At 39.4% G+C, this 19,366-nt stretch carries 26 protein-coding genes; 19 read left to right on the top strand and 7 right to left on the bottom strand.

Annotation, left to right across the window (positions count from 1 at the left end; all coding sequences use genetic code 11):
• The first annotated feature begins 269 nt into the window (after positions 1-269).
• On the top strand, positions 270-1,370 hold the full coding sequence (locus QLQ22_RS16265) for a type III polyketide synthase (protein WP_223436154.1): 1,101 nt from the start codon (positions 270-272) through the stop codon (positions 1,368-1,370).
• Positions 1,370-1,927 (top strand): isoprenylcysteine carboxyl methyltransferase family protein, encoded by a 558-nt coding sequence (locus QLQ22_RS16260; protein ID WP_223443518.1) that lies wholly within the window; start codon positions 1,370-1,372, stop codon positions 1,925-1,927. The genes QLQ22_RS16265 and QLQ22_RS16260 overlap by 1 nt, the downstream gene beginning before the upstream one ends.
• Before the next feature lie 323 nt (positions 1,928-2,250).
• Here the strand turns inward: QLQ22_RS16260 and QLQ22_RS16255 are convergent, their stop codons facing one another.
• Positions 2,251-2,502 (bottom strand): hypothetical protein, encoded by a 252-nt coding sequence (locus tag QLQ22_RS16255; protein WP_284015208.1) that lies wholly within the window; start codon positions 2,500-2,502, stop codon positions 2,251-2,253.
• 102 nt (positions 2,503-2,604) lie between these two features.
• Here QLQ22_RS16255 and QLQ22_RS16250 point away from each other — a divergent pair, with 102 nt between their 5' ends.
• The 5 genes from QLQ22_RS16250 (at position 2,605) to QLQ22_RS16230 (ending at position 6,808) form a co-directional block, all read left to right on the top strand.
• Positions 2,605-3,039, top strand: a complete 435-nt coding sequence (locus tag QLQ22_RS16250) for an SgcJ/EcaC family oxidoreductase (RefSeq protein ID WP_252207132.1) — start codon at positions 2,605-2,607, stop codon at positions 3,037-3,039.
• Positions 3,040-3,438: 399 nt separating this feature from the next.
• Positions 3,439-4,074 (top strand): FMN-dependent NADH-azoreductase, encoded by a 636-nt coding sequence (locus QLQ22_RS16245; RefSeq protein WP_223436150.1) that lies wholly within the window; start codon positions 3,439-3,441, stop codon positions 4,072-4,074.
• Positions 4,075-4,309: 235 nt separating this feature from the next.
• The gene (locus QLQ22_RS16240; protein ID WP_223436148.1) at positions 4,310-4,936 is read left to right on the top strand and encodes a metal-dependent hydrolase; all 627 of its coding nucleotides are present in this window, start codon (positions 4,310-4,312) and stop codon (positions 4,934-4,936) included.
• 137 nt (positions 4,937-5,073) lie between these two features.
• A complete protein-coding gene (locus QLQ22_RS16235) occupies positions 5,074-5,562 on the top strand; it encodes a cation:proton antiporter regulatory subunit (RefSeq protein WP_252207131.1) in 489 nt (162 codons plus the stop codon).
• A 16-nt stretch (positions 5,563-5,578) separates the two neighbouring features.
• Positions 5,579-6,808: a cation:proton antiporter gene (locus QLQ22_RS16230; protein WP_223436144.1), complete on the top strand. Its 1,230-nt coding sequence runs from the start codon at positions 5,579-5,581 to the stop codon at positions 6,806-6,808.
• A 331-nt stretch (positions 6,809-7,139) separates the two neighbouring features.
• On the opposite strand, the gene QLQ22_RS16225 is transcribed toward QLQ22_RS16230, so the two are convergent.
• A complete protein-coding gene (locus QLQ22_RS16225) occupies positions 7,140-7,532 on the bottom strand; it encodes a sporulation protein (RefSeq protein ID WP_223436142.1) in 393 nt (130 codons plus the stop codon).
• Between the two features lie 176 nt (positions 7,533-7,708).
• Here QLQ22_RS16225 and QLQ22_RS25260 point away from each other — a divergent pair, with 176 nt between their 5' ends.
• From QLQ22_RS25260 to QLQ22_RS16190, 6 genes are all read left to right on the top strand, one after another.
• Positions 7,709-11,287 (top strand): dynamin family protein, encoded by a 3,579-nt coding sequence (locus QLQ22_RS25260; protein WP_223436140.1) that lies wholly within the window; start codon positions 7,709-7,711, stop codon positions 11,285-11,287.
• A 173-nt stretch (positions 11,288-11,460) separates the two neighbouring features.
• Positions 11,461-11,736: a DUF2533 family protein gene (locus QLQ22_RS16210; protein ID WP_223436137.1), complete on the top strand. Its 276-nt coding sequence runs from the start codon at positions 11,461-11,463 to the stop codon at positions 11,734-11,736.
• 69 nt (positions 11,737-11,805) lie between these two features.
• Positions 11,806-11,949 (top strand): hypothetical protein, encoded by a 144-nt coding sequence (locus QLQ22_RS16205; RefSeq protein WP_223436135.1) that lies wholly within the window; start codon positions 11,806-11,808, stop codon positions 11,947-11,949.
• A gap of 127 nt (positions 11,950-12,076) precedes the next feature.
• Entirely contained in the window at positions 12,077-12,973 is an 897-nt protein-coding gene (locus QLQ22_RS16200; RefSeq protein ID WP_223436133.1) for a 5'-3' exonuclease, read from the top strand.
• A gap of 66 nt (positions 12,974-13,039) precedes the next feature.
• The gene (locus QLQ22_RS16195) at positions 13,040-13,702 is read left to right on the top strand and encodes an oxidoreductase (RefSeq protein WP_223436132.1); all 663 of its coding nucleotides are present in this window, start codon (positions 13,040-13,042) and stop codon (positions 13,700-13,702) included.
• 79 nt (positions 13,703-13,781) lie between these two features.
• Positions 13,782-14,057: a DUF6123 family protein gene (locus QLQ22_RS16190; RefSeq protein ID WP_223436130.1), complete on the top strand. Its 276-nt coding sequence runs from the start codon at positions 13,782-13,784 to the stop codon at positions 14,055-14,057.
• A gap of 175 nt (positions 14,058-14,232) precedes the next feature.
• Here QLQ22_RS16190 and QLQ22_RS16185 read toward each other — a convergent pair whose 3' ends face one another.
• Together QLQ22_RS16185 and QLQ22_RS16180 are read right to left on the bottom strand one after the other, a co-directional pair.
• Entirely contained in the window at positions 14,233-15,138 is a 906-nt protein-coding gene (locus QLQ22_RS16185; protein WP_338036983.1) for a DMT family transporter, read from the bottom strand.
• Positions 15,138-15,533 carry a reverse transcriptase-like protein gene (locus QLQ22_RS16180; protein ID WP_223436128.1) on the bottom strand — a complete coding sequence of 132 codons (396 nt, stop codon included), beginning with the start codon at positions 15,531-15,533 and terminating at the stop codon, positions 15,138-15,140. Before QLQ22_RS16180 ends, QLQ22_RS16185 begins: the two co-directional genes overlap by 1 nt.
• A gap of 343 nt (positions 15,534-15,876) precedes the next feature.
• Between QLQ22_RS16180 and QLQ22_RS16170 the strand changes: the two genes are divergently transcribed.
• Complete coding sequence (locus QLQ22_RS16170; RefSeq protein WP_223436127.1) at positions 15,877-16,542, top strand: reverse transcriptase-like protein; 666 nt, start codon at positions 15,877-15,879, stop codon at positions 16,540-16,542.
• A 14-nt stretch (positions 16,543-16,556) separates the two neighbouring features.
• A complete protein-coding gene (locus QLQ22_RS16165; protein WP_223436125.1) occupies positions 16,557-16,733 on the top strand; it encodes a zinc-finger domain-containing protein in 177 nt (58 codons plus the stop codon).
• A gap of 42 nt (positions 16,734-16,775) precedes the next feature.
• Here the strand turns inward: QLQ22_RS16165 and QLQ22_RS16160 are convergent, their stop codons facing one another.
• Positions 16,776-17,042: a DUF2564 family protein gene (locus QLQ22_RS16160; protein WP_223436123.1), complete on the bottom strand. Its 267-nt coding sequence runs from the start codon at positions 17,040-17,042 to the stop codon at positions 16,776-16,778.
• Positions 17,043-17,255: 213 nt separating this feature from the next.
• Here QLQ22_RS16160 and QLQ22_RS16155 point away from each other — a divergent pair, with 213 nt between their 5' ends.
• On the top strand, positions 17,256-17,462 hold the full coding sequence (locus tag QLQ22_RS16155; protein ID WP_284015207.1) for a hypothetical protein: 207 nt from the start codon (positions 17,256-17,258) through the stop codon (positions 17,460-17,462).
• Between the two features lie 56 nt (positions 17,463-17,518).
• On the opposite strand, the gene cspD is transcribed toward QLQ22_RS16155, so the two are convergent.
• A complete protein-coding gene (gene cspD / locus QLQ22_RS16150) occupies positions 17,519-17,719 on the bottom strand; it encodes a cold-shock protein CspD (protein ID WP_029280415.1) in 201 nt (66 codons plus the stop codon).
• A gap of 238 nt (positions 17,720-17,957) precedes the next feature.
• Here cspD and QLQ22_RS16145 point away from each other — a divergent pair, with 238 nt between their 5' ends.
• The 3 genes from QLQ22_RS16145 (at position 17,958) to QLQ22_RS16135 (ending at position 18,825) form a co-directional block, all read left to right on the top strand.
• The gene (locus QLQ22_RS16145) at positions 17,958-18,209 is read left to right on the top strand and encodes a hypothetical protein (protein ID WP_223436119.1); all 252 of its coding nucleotides are present in this window, start codon (positions 17,958-17,960) and stop codon (positions 18,207-18,209) included.
• A 78-nt stretch (positions 18,210-18,287) separates the two neighbouring features.
• Positions 18,288-18,554 carry a phosphocarrier protein HPr gene (locus QLQ22_RS16140; protein WP_223436117.1) on the top strand — a complete coding sequence of 89 codons (267 nt, stop codon included), beginning with the start codon at positions 18,288-18,290 and terminating at the stop codon, positions 18,552-18,554.
• A 79-nt stretch (positions 18,555-18,633) separates the two neighbouring features.
• Entirely contained in the window at positions 18,634-18,825 is a 192-nt protein-coding gene (locus tag QLQ22_RS16135; RefSeq protein ID WP_223436115.1) for a hypothetical protein, read from the top strand.
• A gap of 388 nt (positions 18,826-19,213) precedes the next feature.
• On the opposite strand, the gene QLQ22_RS16130 is transcribed toward QLQ22_RS16135, so the two are convergent.
• A complete protein-coding gene (locus QLQ22_RS16130; protein ID WP_223436113.1) occupies positions 19,214-19,366 on the bottom strand; it encodes a hypothetical protein in 153 nt (50 codons plus the stop codon).

Here is a 19,366-nt window from a genome sequence, read left to right as displayed (position 1 = left end):
TCGGTCAGAACACGGACTTTTCAGGTAAACTCTTATCTGTCTGCCCAGTCGGTTCCGCTTTTCTTGTTAACATACATTAATTCCCATTCAATCTTTTCTTTTCAAACAGGATTTTAAGGTTATAATAAAAGAGCACAACAACAACTCCTTTAAAACGTTGCTTTTCCCATTTAACGGGAAGAGCTTTTTTTTGTTCACCGGAAAGTCCTACATAAAATTCATACTAAATGGAAAAAGTACCCTTATTAGGTGAAAAATGAGGTGTATTTATGGCATATATCTTGTCGGTAGGAAAAAGTATACCGCCGAATCAAATGCCCCAGGATGCGACCGTTGAATTCGCAAAGGAACTATTTGAAGGAACGTTTAAAGACATTAATAGACTGCTGCCTGCTTTTAAAAATGGGGACATTGAAAGCAGACAGTTCGTGAAAAATATGGACTGGTATACTTCTAAACATTCTTTTGAGGATAAAAATAATACGTATATTGAAGCAGCGGTTACACTTGGAACAGAAGCGATAGTCAACTGCTTAACTGCAAAACAATTTTTAAAAAGAGACATTGGCTGCGAAGAAATTGATGCGATATTCTTTATTTCAAGCACAGGCATTTCGACTCCGAGCATTGATGCTAAAATAATGAATCAATTGCCTTTTAAGGATTCAACAAAAAGGGTGCCTATCTGGGGTCTTGGCTGCGCAGGAGGAGCATCAGGTCTGTCCAGAGCTCATGACTACTGCAAAGCCTATCCGTTTGCTAAAGTGATTGTCGTTTGTGTGGAACTGTGCAGCCTGACTTTTCAGCATGATGATTTATCGAAAAGCAACTTCATTGGCACTTCTTTGTTTGCAGATGGTGTAGCATGTACGCTGCTTGCAGGAGAAGGAATTAAGATAAAAGAGCTTTCTTCGCTTAAAACTGTCCCTAATACACTCTCTACGCGCTCAACCTTTATGAAGGATTCTGAAGACGTCATGGGATGGGATATTAAAAATAACGGATTTTACGTCATTTTCTCCAGGGATATACCGAGTATTATTAAAAACTGGCTAAAACAGACCGTTGCAGACTACCTGCAAGAAGAAAACATTCCGCTTAAGCAAATTAAACATTTTCTAGCACATCCAGGCGGGAAGAAAGTGCTTCAAGCCTATCAATCAAGCCTTGGATTTGCCGATGAACAGCTCCAAGTTTCCAAAAAAGTTCTGAAAAATCATGGAAATATGTCATCTGCCACAGTTATGTACGTAATGGAAGAATACTTAAACAGCCGGATTGCTGCGGAATCGGATTTAGGCATAATTGCAGCCCTCGGGCCAGGATTTTGCTCCGAGCTTTTACTAGTTGAATGGAAGACAGCTGTATGATTTTTTATTTCTTCCTTATTATTATCATTGTTCAAAGAGTCTCTGAATTATTTATTGCCAGGAGAAACGAAGCACACATGAAAAGCATGGGAGGAAAAGAGCACGGCAGGGAACATTATCCGCTGATTGTAGCCGTTCATCTGCTGTTTCTGCTTTCATTCACACTAGAAGTAATTGTCTTTAATAAAGAAGTATCACCGCTTTGGATGATGATCCTGCCGGTTATTTTAATTACTCAGATAATCAGGTACTGGGCGGTCGTCAGTTTAGGGGCTTTTTGGAATACAAAGATCATTATCGTCCCGGACCTTGAAGTCGTTGCAAAAGGTCCATACAGGTTTATGAGGCATCCAAATTATTTAGTTGTAGCTGTTGAAATTCTTTTTCTGCCAATTTTTTTTCAAGCTTACGCTACTGCCATTCTTTTCACAGTTCTCAATGCCGCAGTTTTGACCATCCGGATTCGAGAAGAAGAAAAAGCACTGATGCAGCATACGGATTATAAGAAGTCGTTTTTAAATAAAAGAAGGTTTATTCCTGGAAAAGAGGAACCATGAGGTCTCTTTCGGGACTTTCTTACCCGGACTTTTCGGTAGAATTCTTATCTGTCTGCCCGAGTCTGAACAGTCGGTTCCTTTTTTCTTGTTGAAAATGATTTTCATTCGTGCTACACTGATTTTAAGAATCATTCTCAGTGAAAAGGTTGTGTGGGACAATGACAATGTTATTTCTATTAGGTACCGTCTTAGTCTACAGCGCATTAATTGGTTACATACTTAAAAAGGTAAATACTGCTTCTTAAATATATTCGCTGCCATAATGGCAGTTTTTTTTATGCTGATTTATCACCATACTTTGATCGCCCGCGGTAAGCCAAGATCTAAGTCTTAAGCGAAGAATAGGTACCAACTGCTGCACTGCCGTAAAAAAAACCGATAAAAATTCCTGAAGATAAGTGATGCGGATGGCTGATGAAAATGGAGATTCCCATTCCCAGCAATCCGGCAAGACTGGGAACGTATCTTCCAGGAATATGAAAATAGAGCTTTAAAATTTGAGTTAGGATCAAAACTGCGGGTACCGCCGCGATTGCATCCCAAACATTTGTGTGAATTACAGGAAATTCGGTCATAATCTCATCCTTCTCACTTTTTATATAGTATTGAACTGGATGTTTTCTATGAGAAATAATTTAATGTAAAATCAGAATAAAGGACGCAGGGAGGAAATGAACATGAATACGATACATATCCTTTATCATCAGCTTATAGAAGCTTGGAATAACCGTAATGCACGTGAAATGGCCGATTTATTTGCAGAAGAAGGAGAAATGATTGGGTTTGACGGCAGCCTGGCAATTGGGCGCAGCGATATTTACGGGCATCTCAGCCCTATTTTTGAAAGTCATCCTACTGCCCCCTTTATCACCAAAGTGAAAAATGTGCAGCTTCTCAATACAGAAGCAGCCATTTTGCGTGCCATTGCAGGAATGGTTCCGCCAGGGCAGACAGATCTGAATCCCGATGTTAATACTCACCAGACGCTGATCGCAGTAAAAAGAGAAGATAAATGGCTCATACAGCTTTTTCAGAATACCCCAGCCAAATTTCACGGCAGACCCGAGCTGACTGAGCAAATGACAAAAGAGTTAAGACAATTAATAAAATGATCATATCTGTTTATATCGGCTGCCGTCCTGAACGGCAGTCATTTTTTATGGACATGAAAAAAGATAAAATTTGTGCGAGTTATAAGAGTGAGATTCGTCTGATGCAGGGTTGATTTGCATTTTTTAACTCTTTGCTTTCTATGTCTTAGCTATATTATTTTTCTTCGTTACTTAGTTTATGTTTCAAAAAAGTTCAGATGCCAAAAGGAAAAGAGTGAGGAAAATCATATCTCTTTTTTATTTAAATTCAAATCAATTGACAAAGAAGAAAATATTCGATATTATTATCTCGAATTAAAGATTTTTAATTTAAAGATTCATAATTTATTGTTTTAATCTTTCGATTTAATACAATAATAAAATGTCTCTAATTTTAAACAAGGAAAGGTGAAATGAAAAATGGCAAAAGTTTTATACATCACAGCACATCCGCATGACGACACAGCTTCATTTAGCATGGCAGCAGGAAAAGCATTTTTAGATAGTTACAAAGAAGTTAATTCAAACGATGAGGTCGTTCACATCGATCTTTATAAAGAGAACATTCCGCATATCGATGCTGATGTATTCAGCGGCTGGGGCAAACTTCAAACCGGTAAAGGCTTTGAGGAGCTTTCTGCAGAAGAAAAAGCAAAAGTTGGACGTCTGTCAGAACTGAGCGAACAATTTGTTTCAGCTGACAAATATGTTTTCGTAACACCGATGTGGAACTTCTCATTCCCTCCGGTTATGAAAGCATATCTTGACTCAGTAGCTGTTGCAGGCAAAACATTCAAATACACAGAGCAAGGACCTGTTGGTTTATTAACAGATAAAAAAGCTCTTCACATCCAGGCTCGCGGCGGTATTTACTCAACTGGACCAGCAGCTGAAATGGAAATGGGACATCGTTACATTGGAATCATGATGAATTTCTTCGGAGTTCCATCATTTGATGGCTTATTCATTGAAGGTCAAGCAGCAATGCCTGATAAAGCACAAGAAATCAAAGAAAATGGTATTGCACGCGCTAAAGACTTGGCTCATTCGTTTTAATAGCTAAAGATCTCCGTAGGGGGATCTTTTTTTATTGGATACTGAAATGACCCAACTGGATCAAGGAAAAAAGGTTATTTGAAATTGTGCTTCGTGTTTTAAAAACTTAACTGGGAATGTCACCTGTAAAAGTAGTCCAACTATAAATCAGAAACTTTTTCCAAAAAAGTCCTCCCAGAAGGACTTTTTTATATTAGAATAATAGGATTAACAAAAAAGGAGACTGGAAGCATCTATGAATGGAACATCACATATGGCTATTGGGGCAGGAACAGGATTTATTATTGCAAGCTCCATGCAGACCGACCTGCAGACAACATTGATATTATCAGGTCTTGGCGGACTGACTGCACTTATACCGGATATTGATATAGACGGAAAATTAAGTAATCGGATCACTTTTTCCCATCAGTTTGTTCGCACACTTGCACAAATTATTGGTTTCTTAATGATTATGTACAGTTTTTTTCAAGGGAAAGGAAATGAAATCTGGATTGGAATGGGATCAGGCACTGCCATTATCGTTCTTTCTGCTTTTTTTAGGCAAAGACACATGCTGACAATGACAGGGATTGGGGTTCTTGCTGGGGGTCTTTCTTTACAGGAGAGCTGGATTATCATGCTGGGAGTATTTATCGTGATTGCTTCCTTTGTGCCCCATCGAAGCTACACGCATTCTCTTGCAGGCCTTGCTTTTTTTTCAGTTATTGCCTTTCAATTTGAGCAGGCAATCGGGATGGATAATTTATTTATAGTGAGCACAGCGGGGTATGCAAGTCATTTGATTGCAGATATGAAGGTACTTCCATTTAATAGAAGAGGGGTTAAATACTTTTTGCCGTTTTCATCGAAAGAGTTTTAGAACCTTTGAATACTTTGTGAATAAAAGTGCAAACTATTTGAATACATCAAAAAAGTTCGATACAATGAAAGTAAGAAAATTGGAGACCTTATAAAAGGCCTCTATTTTTTTGCCCAAAATGTGAAGGAGGAATAGGTGTGAATTGCAGAGAAAGTGAATTGCCCGGAATCGGCAGAAAGTTTGAAGTGATTACAAAAACAAATGATAAAATTGTCATCGTGATTCACGATGATGGAAGAAGAGAAATTTATCATTTTGATGCGGATGATCATGAGGAAAGCATCTCAAGTGTTACTTTTAATGATTCTGAAGCAAGACAAGTTGCAGCCATATTAGGCGGCATGGTATACAAGCCAAAAGCTTTGGAGTCCATTGAAATTGCCCTAAATGATCTTGTGATTGAATGGTTCAAAGTAGAGCCGGGTGCTCCTGCTGTGAATAAATCCATTTTAGACATTGATATTCGAAACGAGTACGGCGTAACCGTCATTGCTATCATGAAAAAAAATCAGAAAAAAGTATTGAATCCAGGACCGGAAACACGGATCGAAGCTGGTGACACTTTAGTTATTTCAGGAGAAAGAAAGGATTTGAAAGCGCTAATTAAAAATTTATTATCTTCTTAAGGGGGAGTATGTATAGATGGATCATTTAGTATTTGAAGTAGGAACAGCATTAGTTTTAGTAGCAATTGCAGCCCTTTTAGCTGGGAAATTTAAGTTCTCCATTATTCCATTCCTCATAGTCCTAGGAATGCTGGTAGGTCCTCACGCTCCAAAGATTGGAGTCATTGATTTAACTTTCATTGAGAGTGCGGAAATAATCGAGTTTATGGGACGCATGGGTGTTCTATTTCTCCTTTTTTACCTGGGACTCGAGTTTTCTATCGGAAAATTGATCAAATCAGGAAAGTCCATTGTGATGGGCGGGTCAATCTATATTTTAATAAATTTTTCTATAGGTTTGCTTTTTGCCTACCTTGCTGGATTCCCTCTGCTTGAAATCTTGATTATTGCAGGCATCATCACAATTTCCTCCAGTGCCATAGTCGCTAAAGTATTGGTTGATTTAAGAAGAACCGGTAATACCGAGACCGAACTTATTTTGGGAATTATTATGTTCGAGGATATCTTCTTAGCTGTTTACTTATCTGTCGTATCAGGCCTCGTTCTTGGAGATGCAACATCTATTGGCGGAGCATTAACCTCTATTCTTATTGCCCTCGGATACATGCTTTTATTTTTCATTGTTGCCAGAAAAGCAACACCAATCCTAAACAAACTATTGAGTATTTCTTCAGATGAAATCTTTATCATCGTCGTATTTGCTTCCCTGTTCTTTATTGCCGGTTTTTCAGAAACAATCCATGTTGCTGAAGCAATTGGCGCGCTGCTGTTAGGTCTGGTGTTTTCAGAAACAGACCACAGCGACCGAATTGAACATTTAGTTGTTCCTTTTCGTGATTTTTTCGGAGCACTCTTTTTCTTCAGCTTCGGACTAAGCATTGATCCATTTTCACTTGGAGGCGCTGTATGGCTTGCTCTTGGCGCTGTTGTACTGACGATTTTCGGTAATATCACAGCAGGTATGATCGCAGGCAGAAGAGCCGGGTTATCTCATAAAGGTTCACTAAACATCGGACTGACCATCGTCTCAAGAGGAGAGTTTTCGATCATCATGGCTAACTTAGGGATAGCTGGGGGTCTGATGCCGATTCTAAAACCATTCTCAGCACTCTATGTGCTGATATTAGCAATCCTAGGCCCATTGTTAACGAAAGAGTCAAAAGCCATCTATCTTTTCATGAATAAAATCTTCAAATGGAAAGGTACGAAAAAAGCTGAGTCTAAAATGAAACAGCCGGAAAATTAAGTAAACAAAAAAACGTTCTATTTATAGAGCGTTTTTTCATATTGCAAAAACATTAAATGGTATAATTTATGAATATTCCTTGTAAAGAGTGAAGAAAGATGGAGTCAGTGATTGACTATGATACCGGTTTTGCTGAACGAGAATGGACACGGCTAAACCGTGAACCGCTCGAATATATAATAATTACCGGTACATAAAACAATACCTTCCTGAAAAAGCGCATATTCTCGATAATGGAGCAGGCCCTGGCAAGTATTCAATAAGGCTTGAAATTGATAATTGTAAACATGAAAAAAGGTGACCTGAGCATAACGTCACCTTTTGCCGGGGTTTAATCAGGCTGAATGATAATTTCATCATGATCTACACTGCTGATGCCGTCTGTAAAAACCAGCCGTGTAATAAATTTATAAGATACACGGTGATCAGATGGCTGAAGGGAAGATGGAAGCTTAAAAGAGAAACCCATCACTTTTTTTTCCTGTGCCAAAATCATAGCTGAAGAGAAAATCGTATTCGTATGAATCACTATTTTGCGGTCATCATCTGAAGTTGTCTGCACAAGATCTGATTCAACTCGTTTTAATCGCTGTTCAACAACACCGCCATTAATAATATACTCGCCTTTGATCATATCGCCGATGCAGTATGTATCACCTTTTAGAACAAGATCAATTTTTGCAGAGCCGACTCCAAATTTACACAATACCTTTCCAAACAACAAGAAAATGCCCACCTTTCAGCTATTGAAAAAACTATTTGCAATTACTCGTTATACGAGTCATGCTTAAAAAAAGTTTCAGGTTTCTAGAGAACAATTCATACATTCTATAATATGATGGGAAAAAGACAAAAAATCAAGTAAAATAGCAATATACGCTAGACAAAGGGGTTTAGGCAATGAGCACGAAAACGTTAAAACACCATCTGCTGCCGCGTTCAGCTGCTGTTTTCGAAAAAGTGAAAGAAGATAAGGCCGCTGCAGATAAGGTAAAAGAGCTTATTTATAAAGTACATAAAGAAACAAAACACATTGCATTTACCGGTCACTTTTCTGCCGGTAAATCAACAATGATCAATACGATCCTTGAAGAATCTATTCTGCCTACAAGTCCGATCCCGACCAGTGCTAATGTGGTGCTGCTCCAAAAAGGGGACAAGTCGGTCATTTTGCATGACAGCAGCGGGAATCTGCTGAAATTGAACGGAGAATATTCCATTCAGCAAGTGAAAGATTATTGTAAACAGGGCGAAGAAATTATGAAAGTTGAGATCAGCGATTTATATCAGGCTCTGCCTGAAAATGTGGTGATTATGGATACGCCCGGCATTGATTCAACAGATGCCGCCCACCGGATGGCAACAGAATCAACACTGCATCTTGCAGATCTGATTTTCTATGTTACAGACTATAATCATGTGCAGTCTGAAGAGAATGTGACTTTTATTAGTGAAATGATACACAAAGGCAAAAATGTATACCTGATTGTGAATCAAATTGATAAACATAGAGAGGAAGAAGTTTCTTTTTCTTATTTTAGATCACAGATCGAAACGACATTTGGAGGAGCCGGTCTTTCTAAAAACCATATCTTTTATACATCTTTAGTAGATCATGAAAATACACATAATCAGCTTCAGACAGTAAAAAAACTCATTCGCGATACAATCGCCGAAGATCATCTTGTTGTCCAGAGTGCCCAGTCCACATTGAAATCATTAGTAAATGAATTTTTGAAGTGGAAAGAGGACGATCTTGAGATAAAAGACATCCAGGCAGAGGAATTAATTCAGCGATTAGAATCAGTGCAAGTAAACAGAGAGGCATCTGCTTCAGCACTTCAAAGCCTGTTTGATAAAGTGAACAGCGCAGTTTTTGATATGAAGGAACAGCTTCAGTATATCCTAAAAAATGCGAATTTGATTCCATTTGAAACAAGGTCCAAGGCGGAGCGATATATTGCAGCTGCACAGCCCGGATTTAAAGTCGGCCTGCTTTTCTCTAAAGTGAAAACAATGGAAGAGCGGCAAAAGCGCGAGTCTGACCTTTTTGATGAAATAACACGTCACTTGCAGTCACAAATAACGTGGCATTTGTCTGAACTTTTAAAGAAAAAAAGTGCTGAATATGAAATCCATGATCCAGTTATTTTAAATGACATTCAATCGTTCGATGTAAAGATTCAGCCACAGCTGCTGCAGGATTCAATCCATAAAGGTGCAACAGTAAACTCGCAATATACGCTGACCTATTCCAATGATTTAAGCGAGGCTGTAAAAAAAGAGTGCAAACAGCAGGTCCTGCCTCTTATCGAAGAGATTGAACACCATCTGAAGAACCAGAGTGCAGATCAGATAAAAGCCCTTGAAAAAGAAGTTGACGAAGCGAACAAACAGCTTGAAGAATTAAATGAGACCTATCACAGCCTGATTTCATTTGAACAAGTGAAAAATGATTTAAGTGAACTGATGGATCAGCAAAGCTTTCCAGATATCAATATTACGGAGTGGCTGCAGAAGTACCCTATGAAGGAGCCTGTTGAAGGGGTACTTGAGCCTCATAAACCTGTTTCTGCCTTGAGAGATGAGCTTACAGAAGAACTGCCAAAGCATGAACTCCATCTCGATCAGGATTTCTTTTCAATGCAGATTGCCAGGGCTTCAGATGCCATGCGGGATATTCCCGGTTTTCACATGCTGTCGGCTTCTCTTTTAGAGAAGGCACAATCGCTTCAAAATAAATCTTTTACCGTTGCTTTATTCGGTGCTTTCAGTGCAGGAAAGTCGTCATTTGCAAATGCCCTTCTCGGCGAAAAGCTTTTGCCTTCTTCTCCAACGCCTACTACGGCGACAATTAACAAAATTGTGCCTGTTACAGCGGATAAGCCTCACGGTTTAATTGAAGTGAAGTTTAAATCAGAAGAAGCATTTCTGACGGAAATCGCCGATTTATTTTCGATAGAAGCAGAATCGGTTCATTCAGCTCTTTCAAAACTCAATGAGCTAGAAGGCGGGAATGAGAGGCTGAAATCCCTTCTCCCGCTCTACACTCATGCTTTAAAGGATTTCCCTTCAATCAGCGGAACGGTAAGAGCAGTTGAGAGAGAGGAATACAAAGAGTTTGTCGCCAATGAAGAAAAAGCCTGCATGGTAGAGGAGGTCATCATCTATTTTGACAGCCCCCTCACTCGAAATGGAATTACGATTGTTGATACACCGGGTGCAGACTCCTTTAACTCGCGGCATACAGAAGTAGCCTTTGATTACATTAAAAATGCGGATGCCATTTTATTTGTTACGTATTATAATCATCCTTTTTCAAAAGGAGACCGTGAATTTCTGAAACAGCTTGGTCGCGTGAAAGATACATTTACCATGGATAAGATGTTCTTTGTCATCAACGCCATTGATCTTGCAGAGAGCAAGGAAGAAATTGAAATGGTAAAAGAGTATATTACCGGGCAGCTGCTTACCCATGAGATACGCCATCCGCGTCTTTATGGCATATCAAGTTTGATGGAGCTTGAAAAAACGTCAGACCCTGCAATATCTGAATTCACTCAGTTCCAGGATGATTTTATGCACTTTATCAATAACGACTTATCCGCTTCGATGATTATGTCCGCCAAAGTAGAGCTGTCTATTGCAAAGCAGCAATTGCAGTCGATCCTGAACGCTGCAGATGATGATCAGGAAAAGAGAAAGAATGAACTTAAGAGACTGTCATCCGAACGTGCCGAGATCGTATCCATGCTTCGTACAGATGAACACCAGCTTGAGCAAAAACAGGTTCTGCAGGAAATTAAAGAACAGCTTTTTTATGTCAAACAGCGGACGATGCTGAGGTTTCCAGACTTATTTAAAGAATCCTTTCATCCTGGAGCTTTTGCGGGATCTTCAAAACAAACAAAAGAAATCCTTGAGAACTGCCTGCAGGACCTGCTTGTATCGCTGCAATTTCATGTTCTGCAAGAACTGCAGGCAACAACACTAAGGCTTGAAAAGTACACCCACAAGCTGCTTGAGAATGTGTTTAAGCGTCATTCCAAGGAGATTGCATTGACTAATAACGAGCTCCGGACATCAATGCCTGAATTCACCAAGTTTCATACACCAAAGCTGCAAGCTGCATTAAAAGACATAAAATCAGCGGAAATCCGCCAGCCATTGAAAAAATTTAAAAACACGAAATCCTTTTTTGAAAAAAATGAAAAGAAAACCATGAGTGACGAGCTGCAGGGAAAACTCGACACGCCGATAACGGATATCTTATCAGCACACCAGGATCAATTTGGCGAGTATTATCTAGAGCAGTTCATGAATGAATGCAGCCTGCTGCTTGAGAACCTTGCCAATCAGGCAGAGAATTACTACGAGGCTCTTTTATCTGCTTATACAAACAATGATTTAACCCTGCATCAAAAAGGAAATCTGACTCTAAAGCAAATTATGATGGAGCTAGAAAGAGATGAACAGTAAACAATATCAGGTTTGTGCCGCATGTACTCATTTTCAAAGCTTCCGCAGCGGCGGATAAATGATGTACCGCTGCGGCCGGCTCGGTTTTGAAACAAAGCCGGATTATTCTTTCGATTGCTGGACACCTACTGAAAAAGTACTGAACCTGATGAAAAAAAGAGGAGACTTGACCAATGACAAACGTACATGAAGAAATTTCAGCTCACAGTAAAAAACAACATGCGATTGTTTCCGCATTTATAGCGTTAGAAGAAAAAAGAGAAGCGCTTATTGAACAGGCCGTTCAGCAATGCAGACACTCACAGCCATTCTCTGTTGTCGGCATCAATGCCGTTACAGCTGAGATCAATGAACTTGCTAAACAGGGCATCATACCGACAAGAAAACGGGTCTCTGATGAAATGGTCCGAGAATTTGTACAGCGAAAATACCCTGCAGATAACCAATAACTTCTGCGTGTAATCATACCCGCTTAACGGAAATCCTAAGACTAGCACAACTGAAAAGAGGTGTTAAAAATGGGCAGAACGAAAAGCGGAAATGCAAATGCACAGCGCAACAACAATGCTAAAAAGAAAAATGGCTTTAACGAAGAATTCGCTTCTTATGCAGAAACAGAAGTGAAAAAAATGAACAGCAAAAAGAACCAGGAGTCTAAATAGATATCAAAACACAAAAGGCCTTCACAAATGGTGAGGGTCTTTTTCATGTTTTTCCCTTTCAGTCTGTCCCACTTATTATGATATGATAGAGGTACTTGATTTTTTTAGATAGGAGACTTGATAATAGATGAAAAATAAACAGCATTTATTAATAGTAGATGGCATGGCGCTTCTTTTTAGAGCTTTTTATGCAACATCTGTTTACGGCAATTTTATGATCAACAGCAAAGGGGTGCCGACGAATGCAGTGAACGGTTTTTTAAAGCATTTACTGGCATCAATTAAACACTTTAACCCGAGTCATGTGATTTGCTGCTGGGATATGGGGAGCAAAACGTATCGCACAGAATTGTTTGACCACTATAAAGCAAACCGTCCGGAAGCTCCAGTTGAAATGCTTCCTCAGTTTGATCTGGCTAAAGAAGTTGTTGAAGCTTTAAACATACCGAATGTTGGACTTGCAGGCTATGAGGCAGATGATTGCATCGGCACACTTGCGAAACTTTACGGAGGGGAAATGAATGTCTCCATTTTGACAGGTGACCGTGATCTGCTGCAGTTATTAACTGAGGATGTACAGGTTGTCCTAATGCAAAAAGGAATCGGGCAGTATAAAGTTTATACGCACGACTTCTTCACAGAAGAAACAGGCATTCTTCCCGCTCATCTTATCGATGTAAAAGGACTAATGGGAGACAGCAGTGATAACTATCCCGGCGTTCGCGGGATTGGAGAAAAAACAGCATATAAACTGATTGCGAAATACAAGTCTATAGAAGGCCTGCTAAGCAGCTTAGAAGAGCTGACCAAAGCTCAGCGATCTAAGATTGAACAGGATCTTGAAATGCTTCATTTATCAAGGAAACTAGCTGAAATTACGTGTGATGTTCCAGTAGAGTGCCCGCTTAATGAAGCCCTTCTGAACGTTGAGCATAACCGCGCTGTTCAGATGATTGAGGAAATGGAACTTAGAGGGCTGCATACGTTTTTATCAGATGCCCTGGCAGTGAGAGAGGCAATGTGACCTCTCTTTTTTGATTAATTGCTCTGATTCCTTTATGATTCTAAGTATAAGATTGGAGTGGCGATCGTGAAGAAAGCATTGATTATTGGAGCAACCGGTTTGATAGGAACAGAATTGCTCAGCCTCCTGCTTGCATCTAAGCAGTACTCAGAAGTGAAGACGATTACAAGAAAGCCATTAACCCATGAAAATGCCAAACATAAAAATACAATCATACCCGATTTTGATCAATTATCTCAGTATGGCAGTGAATTTGCCGCAGATGAATTGTTTATTTGTTTAGGTACCACGATGAAGCAAGCCAAATCCAAGGAAGCGTTTTATAAAGTGGATTTTGAATATGCAGTAGAAGCAGCCCGTCTGGCCAAACAGCAAGGTGTTAAAAAAGTCCTTGCCGTCTCTGCTGTCGGAGCCGATTGTGATTCACTGTTTTACTATAATCGAGTAAAAGGACAGATGGAGGATGCCTTAAGGAATCTCGGTCTGCCTTCGGTTATCTTGTTCAGGCCGTCTCTGCTGCTTGGTGACAGGGAAGAATTTCGTTTCGGAGAAAAGTTAGGCGTATGGATGGCTAAAAGTTTTGGATTTCTTTTTGTCGGAAAATTAAAAATAATGAAACCCATCCATGCAAAAACAGTTGCAAAAGCAATGGTTAAAGAAGCGCAAAATAATGATCCGCTCGTTATCACTTTTCAATCAGATGAAATTCATGAAATAGGTTATTACTAGGGAGAAATGGTATAGAAATTTTTTTATCCATCAGCTAAAATTAGGATGGATGAAACTTTACACCTAAGGCGGGGTCTGCTTGCTACATACGAAACAGTCGGTTAAAGATTATTTGCTGCATTTAAAAGATAAAGGATTTCAGCTTAAGGAAGATGCTCTTGGCTTTATCGAGTTCGGCAAACATTACACTGGTGCCGAGGACGAGCTGGTCATAGCTGCGATTGAGCTGACATTAAAAGCACAGAAGGAATTTGACGGCTCATTCTTTGTCTCACTTCTTGAAAGGCTGACAAAAGAAAAGGCAAAAAACCGCACACAGGCAGTTCTTGTGGCACAAAAACTGAATTTAATCTAATTAGAAAGCGGAAGCGGATTTGTCGCACAGGCATGACAGACAAGGCTCCGACGGAAAAGTAAGGATTTGACTTTTTTTGAGAGCCTTCTGACGAGGATTCAGGCGCTTCCGCTTGCCATCAATTCATATAATTTTATAATTGCGTTTTAAAAAAATCTCGGGAATCCCGGGATTTTTATATGGAAAGAGATTCTTCCGTGCTGTTTTGCTTCCATTCAGCTGTAAGCATAGCTGCCAATATAAGCAGACAGCCGATCATGCCGTATACTGTCATTCGCTCTCCAATGAAAATAAAAGCGGTTAAAGCAGCGAACACTGGCTCTGAGGCATAAATGAGAGCAACTCTTGATGCTGTTGTGTACTGCTGAAGCTTTGTTTGAACGAAAAAGGCGAATGCAGTTGCAAATAAGGCGGTAATGATAAGGGCAAACAGAACTTCAAATGTAAACATGCTGCCGAAATTCTCTTTCACATTTGCAGCTTCAAATACCCCGGAAGCAAGAAAGCTCAGGATAGAAACCGTTGAAAGCTGAACGATCGTCAGCATCCAAGCATCATGACTGCCGGAAAACCTCCCTGTAAAGATAATATGCAAAGCAAACGCAGCGGCGCAAAAGAGAACAAGCAAATCTCCAATATTTAGTGATGAGAAATCACTCAGGGTTAAAAGATACAAGCCTGCTGTTCCAAGTCCAGCTGCAAAATAAACTGTTTTTCTGGCGCGTTCCCTAAGAAGCCAGATGGACAATAGAGGAACGATCATCACACTTAAACCAGTAATAAATCCAGTTTTTGAAGAGGTTGTATACAACAAGCCGACAGTCTGAAAGGCGTATCCTAAAAACAAAAAGACACCAAGCGACATTCCGGCAAGCAATGTGTCTTTTGAAAGTCGAAAGCGGGTTACTCTTATACTAATCATAGTCAGTATAACGGCTGCAGCAAAAAAACGAATGCCATTAAAAAAGTGCGGCGGCATAAAGTGAATGGCTTTTTGGACAATCACAAACGTAGATCCCCATATAAAAGCTACTAACAAGAGACTGAGATCGGCAACTGAAGATTTTTTCAGCTTCATCATTATGTATCTCCATTCAGCCGAATGGCATCTCGTGACAGCTGATCGGCTACACTGTTTTGTTTGCTCGGAATCCATTTAATAAAAAACAGCTCAAATTGATTTTTTAAGCCTAGAACCTTCTCAAGCAGCGGAACGAAAGCTGGATTTTTCACATATTCCTTTTCAACAGCACGTTCTACAAGCTGTGAATCCGTTCTGACTGAAATAATCGAAAATCCTTTCTCAAGACAAATTTCCAGGCTTTTTATTAGGGCATGATACTCGGCTTCATGATTCGTCATGATGCCAAGAGGGACTGAGAACTTTTCCCCTTTGCCGTGCCCTTTAATGAAAATGCCGGCTCCTGAAGGCCCAGGATCTCCTGCACTAGCACCGTCTACATATACTTCGATCATCTATGTCTTCAACTCCTTACTCATTGGGCTGCAATTTTTTACAAAAAAGACGAATGGTTAATTGAAAATCCAGACAAACAATCCCCTTTTGCCGAATAGTTTATAAAACAAAAGAACAATGCTAAAATTGATTTACGCAAAACCAAGCCATAAGATTTCAATTGGGATACAGTCTCTCTCCTTGCTTAAATGTTTAGTTAAGCTCCTTTCGTATAGGCTGTTTTTTGATCAAACGGCAAGCGCATTGGTTAATTACCGAATATGATTATAGCACAGTGAATACATTTGATGGTATGAGCAAAACTAATGCATATAATGCTCAGCCGAATTAGGAGTGGAACAGGTGAAATATCTCATACACTGGATGTACATCAGCCCGAAAAAAAAGAACTTACTTTTTACATCTGATAACGAAACAGATCTTGATTCAGCCATTGTAATTGGTGATGATCTCGAAAAAACCGGCAGGGTGAAATCAATAGAATTTATTGATACACGCGGCACAGCATGGTCACTTAAAGAATTAAAGAAATTAAAATTGGAAGTCGTGCATGAGCCTGTCGACGTTGAAGCTTATTTTGACGGCAACTACAATAAACAAACAAAAGAAGCAGGTCTTGGCGCTGTGATCTATTATACAATCAACGAGAAAAGGACAAGAATGAGATTCAGTGCAAAAGCTGATGGTGCAGAATCCAATAACGAAGCAGAATACATGGCGGTTTACTTTATGGTGCAAAAACTTGATGAACTCGGCGTACGTTATCAGGATGTAACGTTCAAAGGAGATTCGCAAGTTGTGCTTAACCAGCTGTCCGGAGAGTGGCCTGTCTATGAAGAAGCTTACACCCGCTGGCTTGATAAAATTGAAGCAGCGCTGAAAAAAATGAAAGTGCGTCCAATATGCATGCAAATTGCTCGAAAAGAAAACGAAGAAGCAGATAAGCTTGCAGGACAAGGATTAAAAGGAATAACAATTGCAAGTGAATGGAAGCTTGACAGCGATTGATGGAGTTGAATGAATTGGAGAAAAAACAAGTTGTTTGTGAAATCGACCAGCTGCTCGACACCTATTGTACGGATTGTTTATTAAAGAAGCATTTTCGCAAGGAATACGGAAAAAAGTATGCTCATTCTTTCTGTATTGAAGAATGCACGGTTGGTCAAAAAATAAAAGAATACGGCAAGAAGCTGACATAAAAATCCGCTGACATCTAAATTCAGCGGATTTTTATATGCTTACTATTGTTTCGCCTCGTTAAGCTGGTGCTCGCATTGCAGAAGAAGTTCATTCTGATTGCTGAGAAAGTCCTGGTCAACTCCTGTATCCCCTGCAGTCTGATAGATAGCTTTTGCATCCTGAAGTGCTTTTTCCGCGTTTTGAATCGCCTCAGGATCCATGCTCATCGTTGCAGATCCTGTCATTTTTTGTGCCGCTGCTACAGCCATTTCTAATTGTTTTAGATTATTGAAGCCGCTGATAAGGCCTGTATGATTAATCTGGTCCATGTTAGTCACCTCCACTTACTTATCGTTCGACATCTTCCTTAAAATATACATCTGAAAAATGAGTCTAAAGGAACAAAATGAATTTTCAGAATAAAAAATAATTCGTTAAAAAGAAGGATTCTCGTTCCTTATAACAGAATTATGTTGCATATAAAATAAAATTGAATCTTTTAGACTAGAAGGACGATTGGATAAGGAGGGAGATAGCTTTCCATGAGAACCAGGGTCAGCATAAATGAAGATGTTAAAAATGTATTTTATGAGATATATGGAGATTTGGACATGCTGCTGTTTATGGCGAAGAATGGAAATGTTTTTAATCAGTTTGAAGTAAGCAGAATCGAAAAAAAGCTTAAACAGAATATAAAGGCAGTGGAATACTTAATGATCAGCCAGGATTTCACGAAAGAAAGAGGCTGAGTTAACTCAGCCTCTTTCTTGCATCGTATATGATCAAATATAATGTACGTTTGTAATTATAATTTCACAACGTTAGCAGCTTGTGGTCCACGGTTTCCTTCAACGATTTCAAAAGAGACTTCCTGTCCTTCTTCTAAAGACTTGTAGCCGTCGCCTTCGATAGCTGAGAAATGTACAAATACATCGTCTCCGCCTTCAACTTCGATAAAACCGAAACCTTTTTCGTTGTTGAACCATTTTACTTTACCGTTTTGCATAGTACTTTATCCTCCTAATACTGTAGCACAAGGTGTTGCTACCTGGAAATATTTATCATGCAGCAAATATGTATGCGTAAACATTGTTTATTACAACAATAGCTCACTAACTATTAGCTAAATGATGATTTTAATATACACTATTGAAAATTTGTCGTCAAGTTGCCTATAGCTTTTTATTGAAATTTCAGATATTTTAAATATAAGGTGGAATAACTTGTAAAGGGATGTGGGAAACGTGTACAAAACAAGCATTAGGGATAAACAGGTTATTTTTAAAAAAGACCGTAAAATGAGTGACGAGCGTTTTCTGCTTGCCTGCCGCCAGCTTGAGACACTTGAGTCCTTGCTGGATTTTGAGCATGAACGGCTCATTCTAATTAAAGATCCGCTCCAAAATACGATTATTATTGAAAAAAAGAGCACAGAAACATGCACCATTTATCTTCACAGCTACATCATGCACGAGGAGATCGTCAAGCTTGCGTAACTCCAAAAAAAACAGTTTTCTTTTATCCGAAAACGATTATAATATTGTTTGTTAACAATATGGGAGGGGAAGTAAGCAATGATACAAAAATCATTTGAAATTACAAGTGAATCTGGAATCCACGCACGTCCTGCAACTTCATTAGTAAATGCAGTCAACTCATTCACAGCTGATGTGAATTTAGAAGCAAACGGCCGTAAAGTAAACTTAAAATCAATCATGGGTGTTATGTCTCTTGGAATCTCTAAAGGTACAACAATTGTGGTATCTGCAGAAGGCAGTGATGAAAAAGACGCCATTGAGGCAGTTGAGCGTGTGATCATAGCAGAACAATTAGGTGCTTAAGCCTTGCCGGAAAATCTCCTTGAACTGGGAGATTTTTTTTATTTCATGGGGAATGATAAATATGAATGGAGGCGAGCGAATGACCCGGAAAAAGGATAAATCATCTTATCTAGGCAGTGAAGAAACATCGAGGGCAAACGAAAAAATCAATGAAGCCTTTTATGATAACGGCGACAAGATGCAAATACCGCTGTACATGAATAATGAAACAGCTGCTATTACAATTGACAGAGGCAGAAATGATGAAGCTGAATTTGATAAGGAAGACTGAAAAATTGCAGGCTGTGTCTGCAGTTTTTTTTGTATAAGATGCAAGGGCGCTTGTAATTAGATCGAACTGGATGAATGGTAGTAAACATCTTAGTAGAAATAATACTTAATGGGGATGATTGAAGCAGAAAAGCGCCTTACTGTAGAAAAAAGTGCGTAAAAGCAGGTGAATGGAGCATTCAATGGGCAGTGAAATATGGAACGAATTGGCTGAATAGGCACAAAACGGTGAACGGTCAGAAATCTTGTTTGACAGTAAAAACTAACAGCGAACGGTCAAAAATCGAGTTGGGCGGGTCATAACGTTCCTGTGAGATAGTGATCCAAATTCAGCAACCAAACCTCTATTTAAAAAAGCCAGCTGCTTTAGGCAGCCGGCCTCAGGATATTTACTTTTCTGCAGTCTTCGATTGTTGATCTTTATTCCGTTTGTTTCCTTTGCTGTTATCGCCAGAAATGATTTCTTGGCCGAATTCTTCCTGAAAGTGGCCCTTTCTAGGGGAGTTGCCGTTTTCGCTGCCTTTGTTAAATTTCTTTGTCAT

It is taken from the genome of Metabacillus hrfriensis (assembly GCF_030127205.1).
Classification (GTDB): domain Bacteria; phylum Bacillota; class Bacilli; order Bacillales; family Bacillaceae; genus Bacillus_P; species Bacillus_P dongyingensis.
Note: the sequence above shows the minus strand (reverse complement) of the source record. Positions and strands in the feature narration are given on the sequence as shown.

Coding starts and splice junctions, on each gene's coding strand:
- QLQ22_RS16180 (WP_223436128.1), bottom strand. CDS start 15,533: ATGATCGAAGTATATGTAGACGGTGCTAGTGCAGGAGATCCTGGGCCT.
- cspD (WP_029280415.1), bottom strand. CDS start 17,719: ATGCAAAACGGTAAAGTAAAATGGTTCAACAACGAAAAAGGTTTCGGT.
- QLQ22_RS16155 (WP_284015207.1), top strand. CDS start 17,256: ATGAGAACCAGGGTCAGCATAAATGAAGATGTTAAAAATGTATTTTAT.
- QLQ22_RS16245 (WP_223436150.1), top strand. CDS start 3,439: ATGGCAAAAGTTTTATACATCACAGCACATCCGCATGACGACACAGCT.
- QLQ22_RS16130 (WP_223436113.1), bottom strand. CDS start 19,366: ATGACAAAGAAATTTAACAAAGGCAGCGAAAACGGCAACTCCCCTAGA.
- QLQ22_RS16205 (WP_223436135.1), top strand. CDS start 11,806: ATGGGCAGAACGAAAAGCGGAAATGCAAATGCACAGCGCAACAACAAT.
- QLQ22_RS16200 (WP_223436133.1), top strand. CDS start 12,077: ATGAAAAATAAACAGCATTTATTAATAGTAGATGGCATGGCGCTTCTT.
- QLQ22_RS16210 (WP_223436137.1), top strand. CDS start 11,461: ATGACAAACGTACATGAAGAAATTTCAGCTCACAGTAAAAAACAACAT.
- QLQ22_RS25260 (WP_223436140.1), top strand. CDS start 7,709: ATGAGCACGAAAACGTTAAAACACCATCTGCTGCCGCGTTCAGCTGCT.
- QLQ22_RS16255 (WP_284015208.1), bottom strand. CDS start 2,502: ATGACCGAATTTCCTGTAATTCACACAAATGTTTGGGATGCAATCGCG.
- QLQ22_RS16250 (WP_252207132.1), top strand. CDS start 2,605: ATGAATACGATACATATCCTTTATCATCAGCTTATAGAAGCTTGGAAT.
- QLQ22_RS16185 (WP_338036983.1), bottom strand. CDS start 15,138: ATGATGAAGCTGAAAAAATCTTCAGTTGCCGATCTCAGTCTCTTGTTA.
- QLQ22_RS16265 (WP_223436154.1), top strand. CDS start 270: ATGGCATATATCTTGTCGGTAGGAAAAAGTATACCGCCGAATCAAATG.
- QLQ22_RS16140 (WP_223436117.1), top strand. CDS start 18,288: ATGATACAAAAATCATTTGAAATTACAAGTGAATCTGGAATCCACGCA.
- QLQ22_RS16160 (WP_223436123.1), bottom strand. CDS start 17,042: ATGGACCAGATTAATCATACAGGCCTTATCAGCGGCTTCAATAATCTA.
- QLQ22_RS16135 (WP_223436115.1), top strand. CDS start 18,634: ATGACCCGGAAAAAGGATAAATCATCTTATCTAGGCAGTGAAGAAACA.
- QLQ22_RS16240 (WP_223436148.1), top strand. CDS start 4,310: ATGAATGGAACATCACATATGGCTATTGGGGCAGGAACAGGATTTATT.
- QLQ22_RS16230 (WP_223436144.1), top strand. CDS start 5,579: ATGGATCATTTAGTATTTGAAGTAGGAACAGCATTAGTTTTAGTAGCA.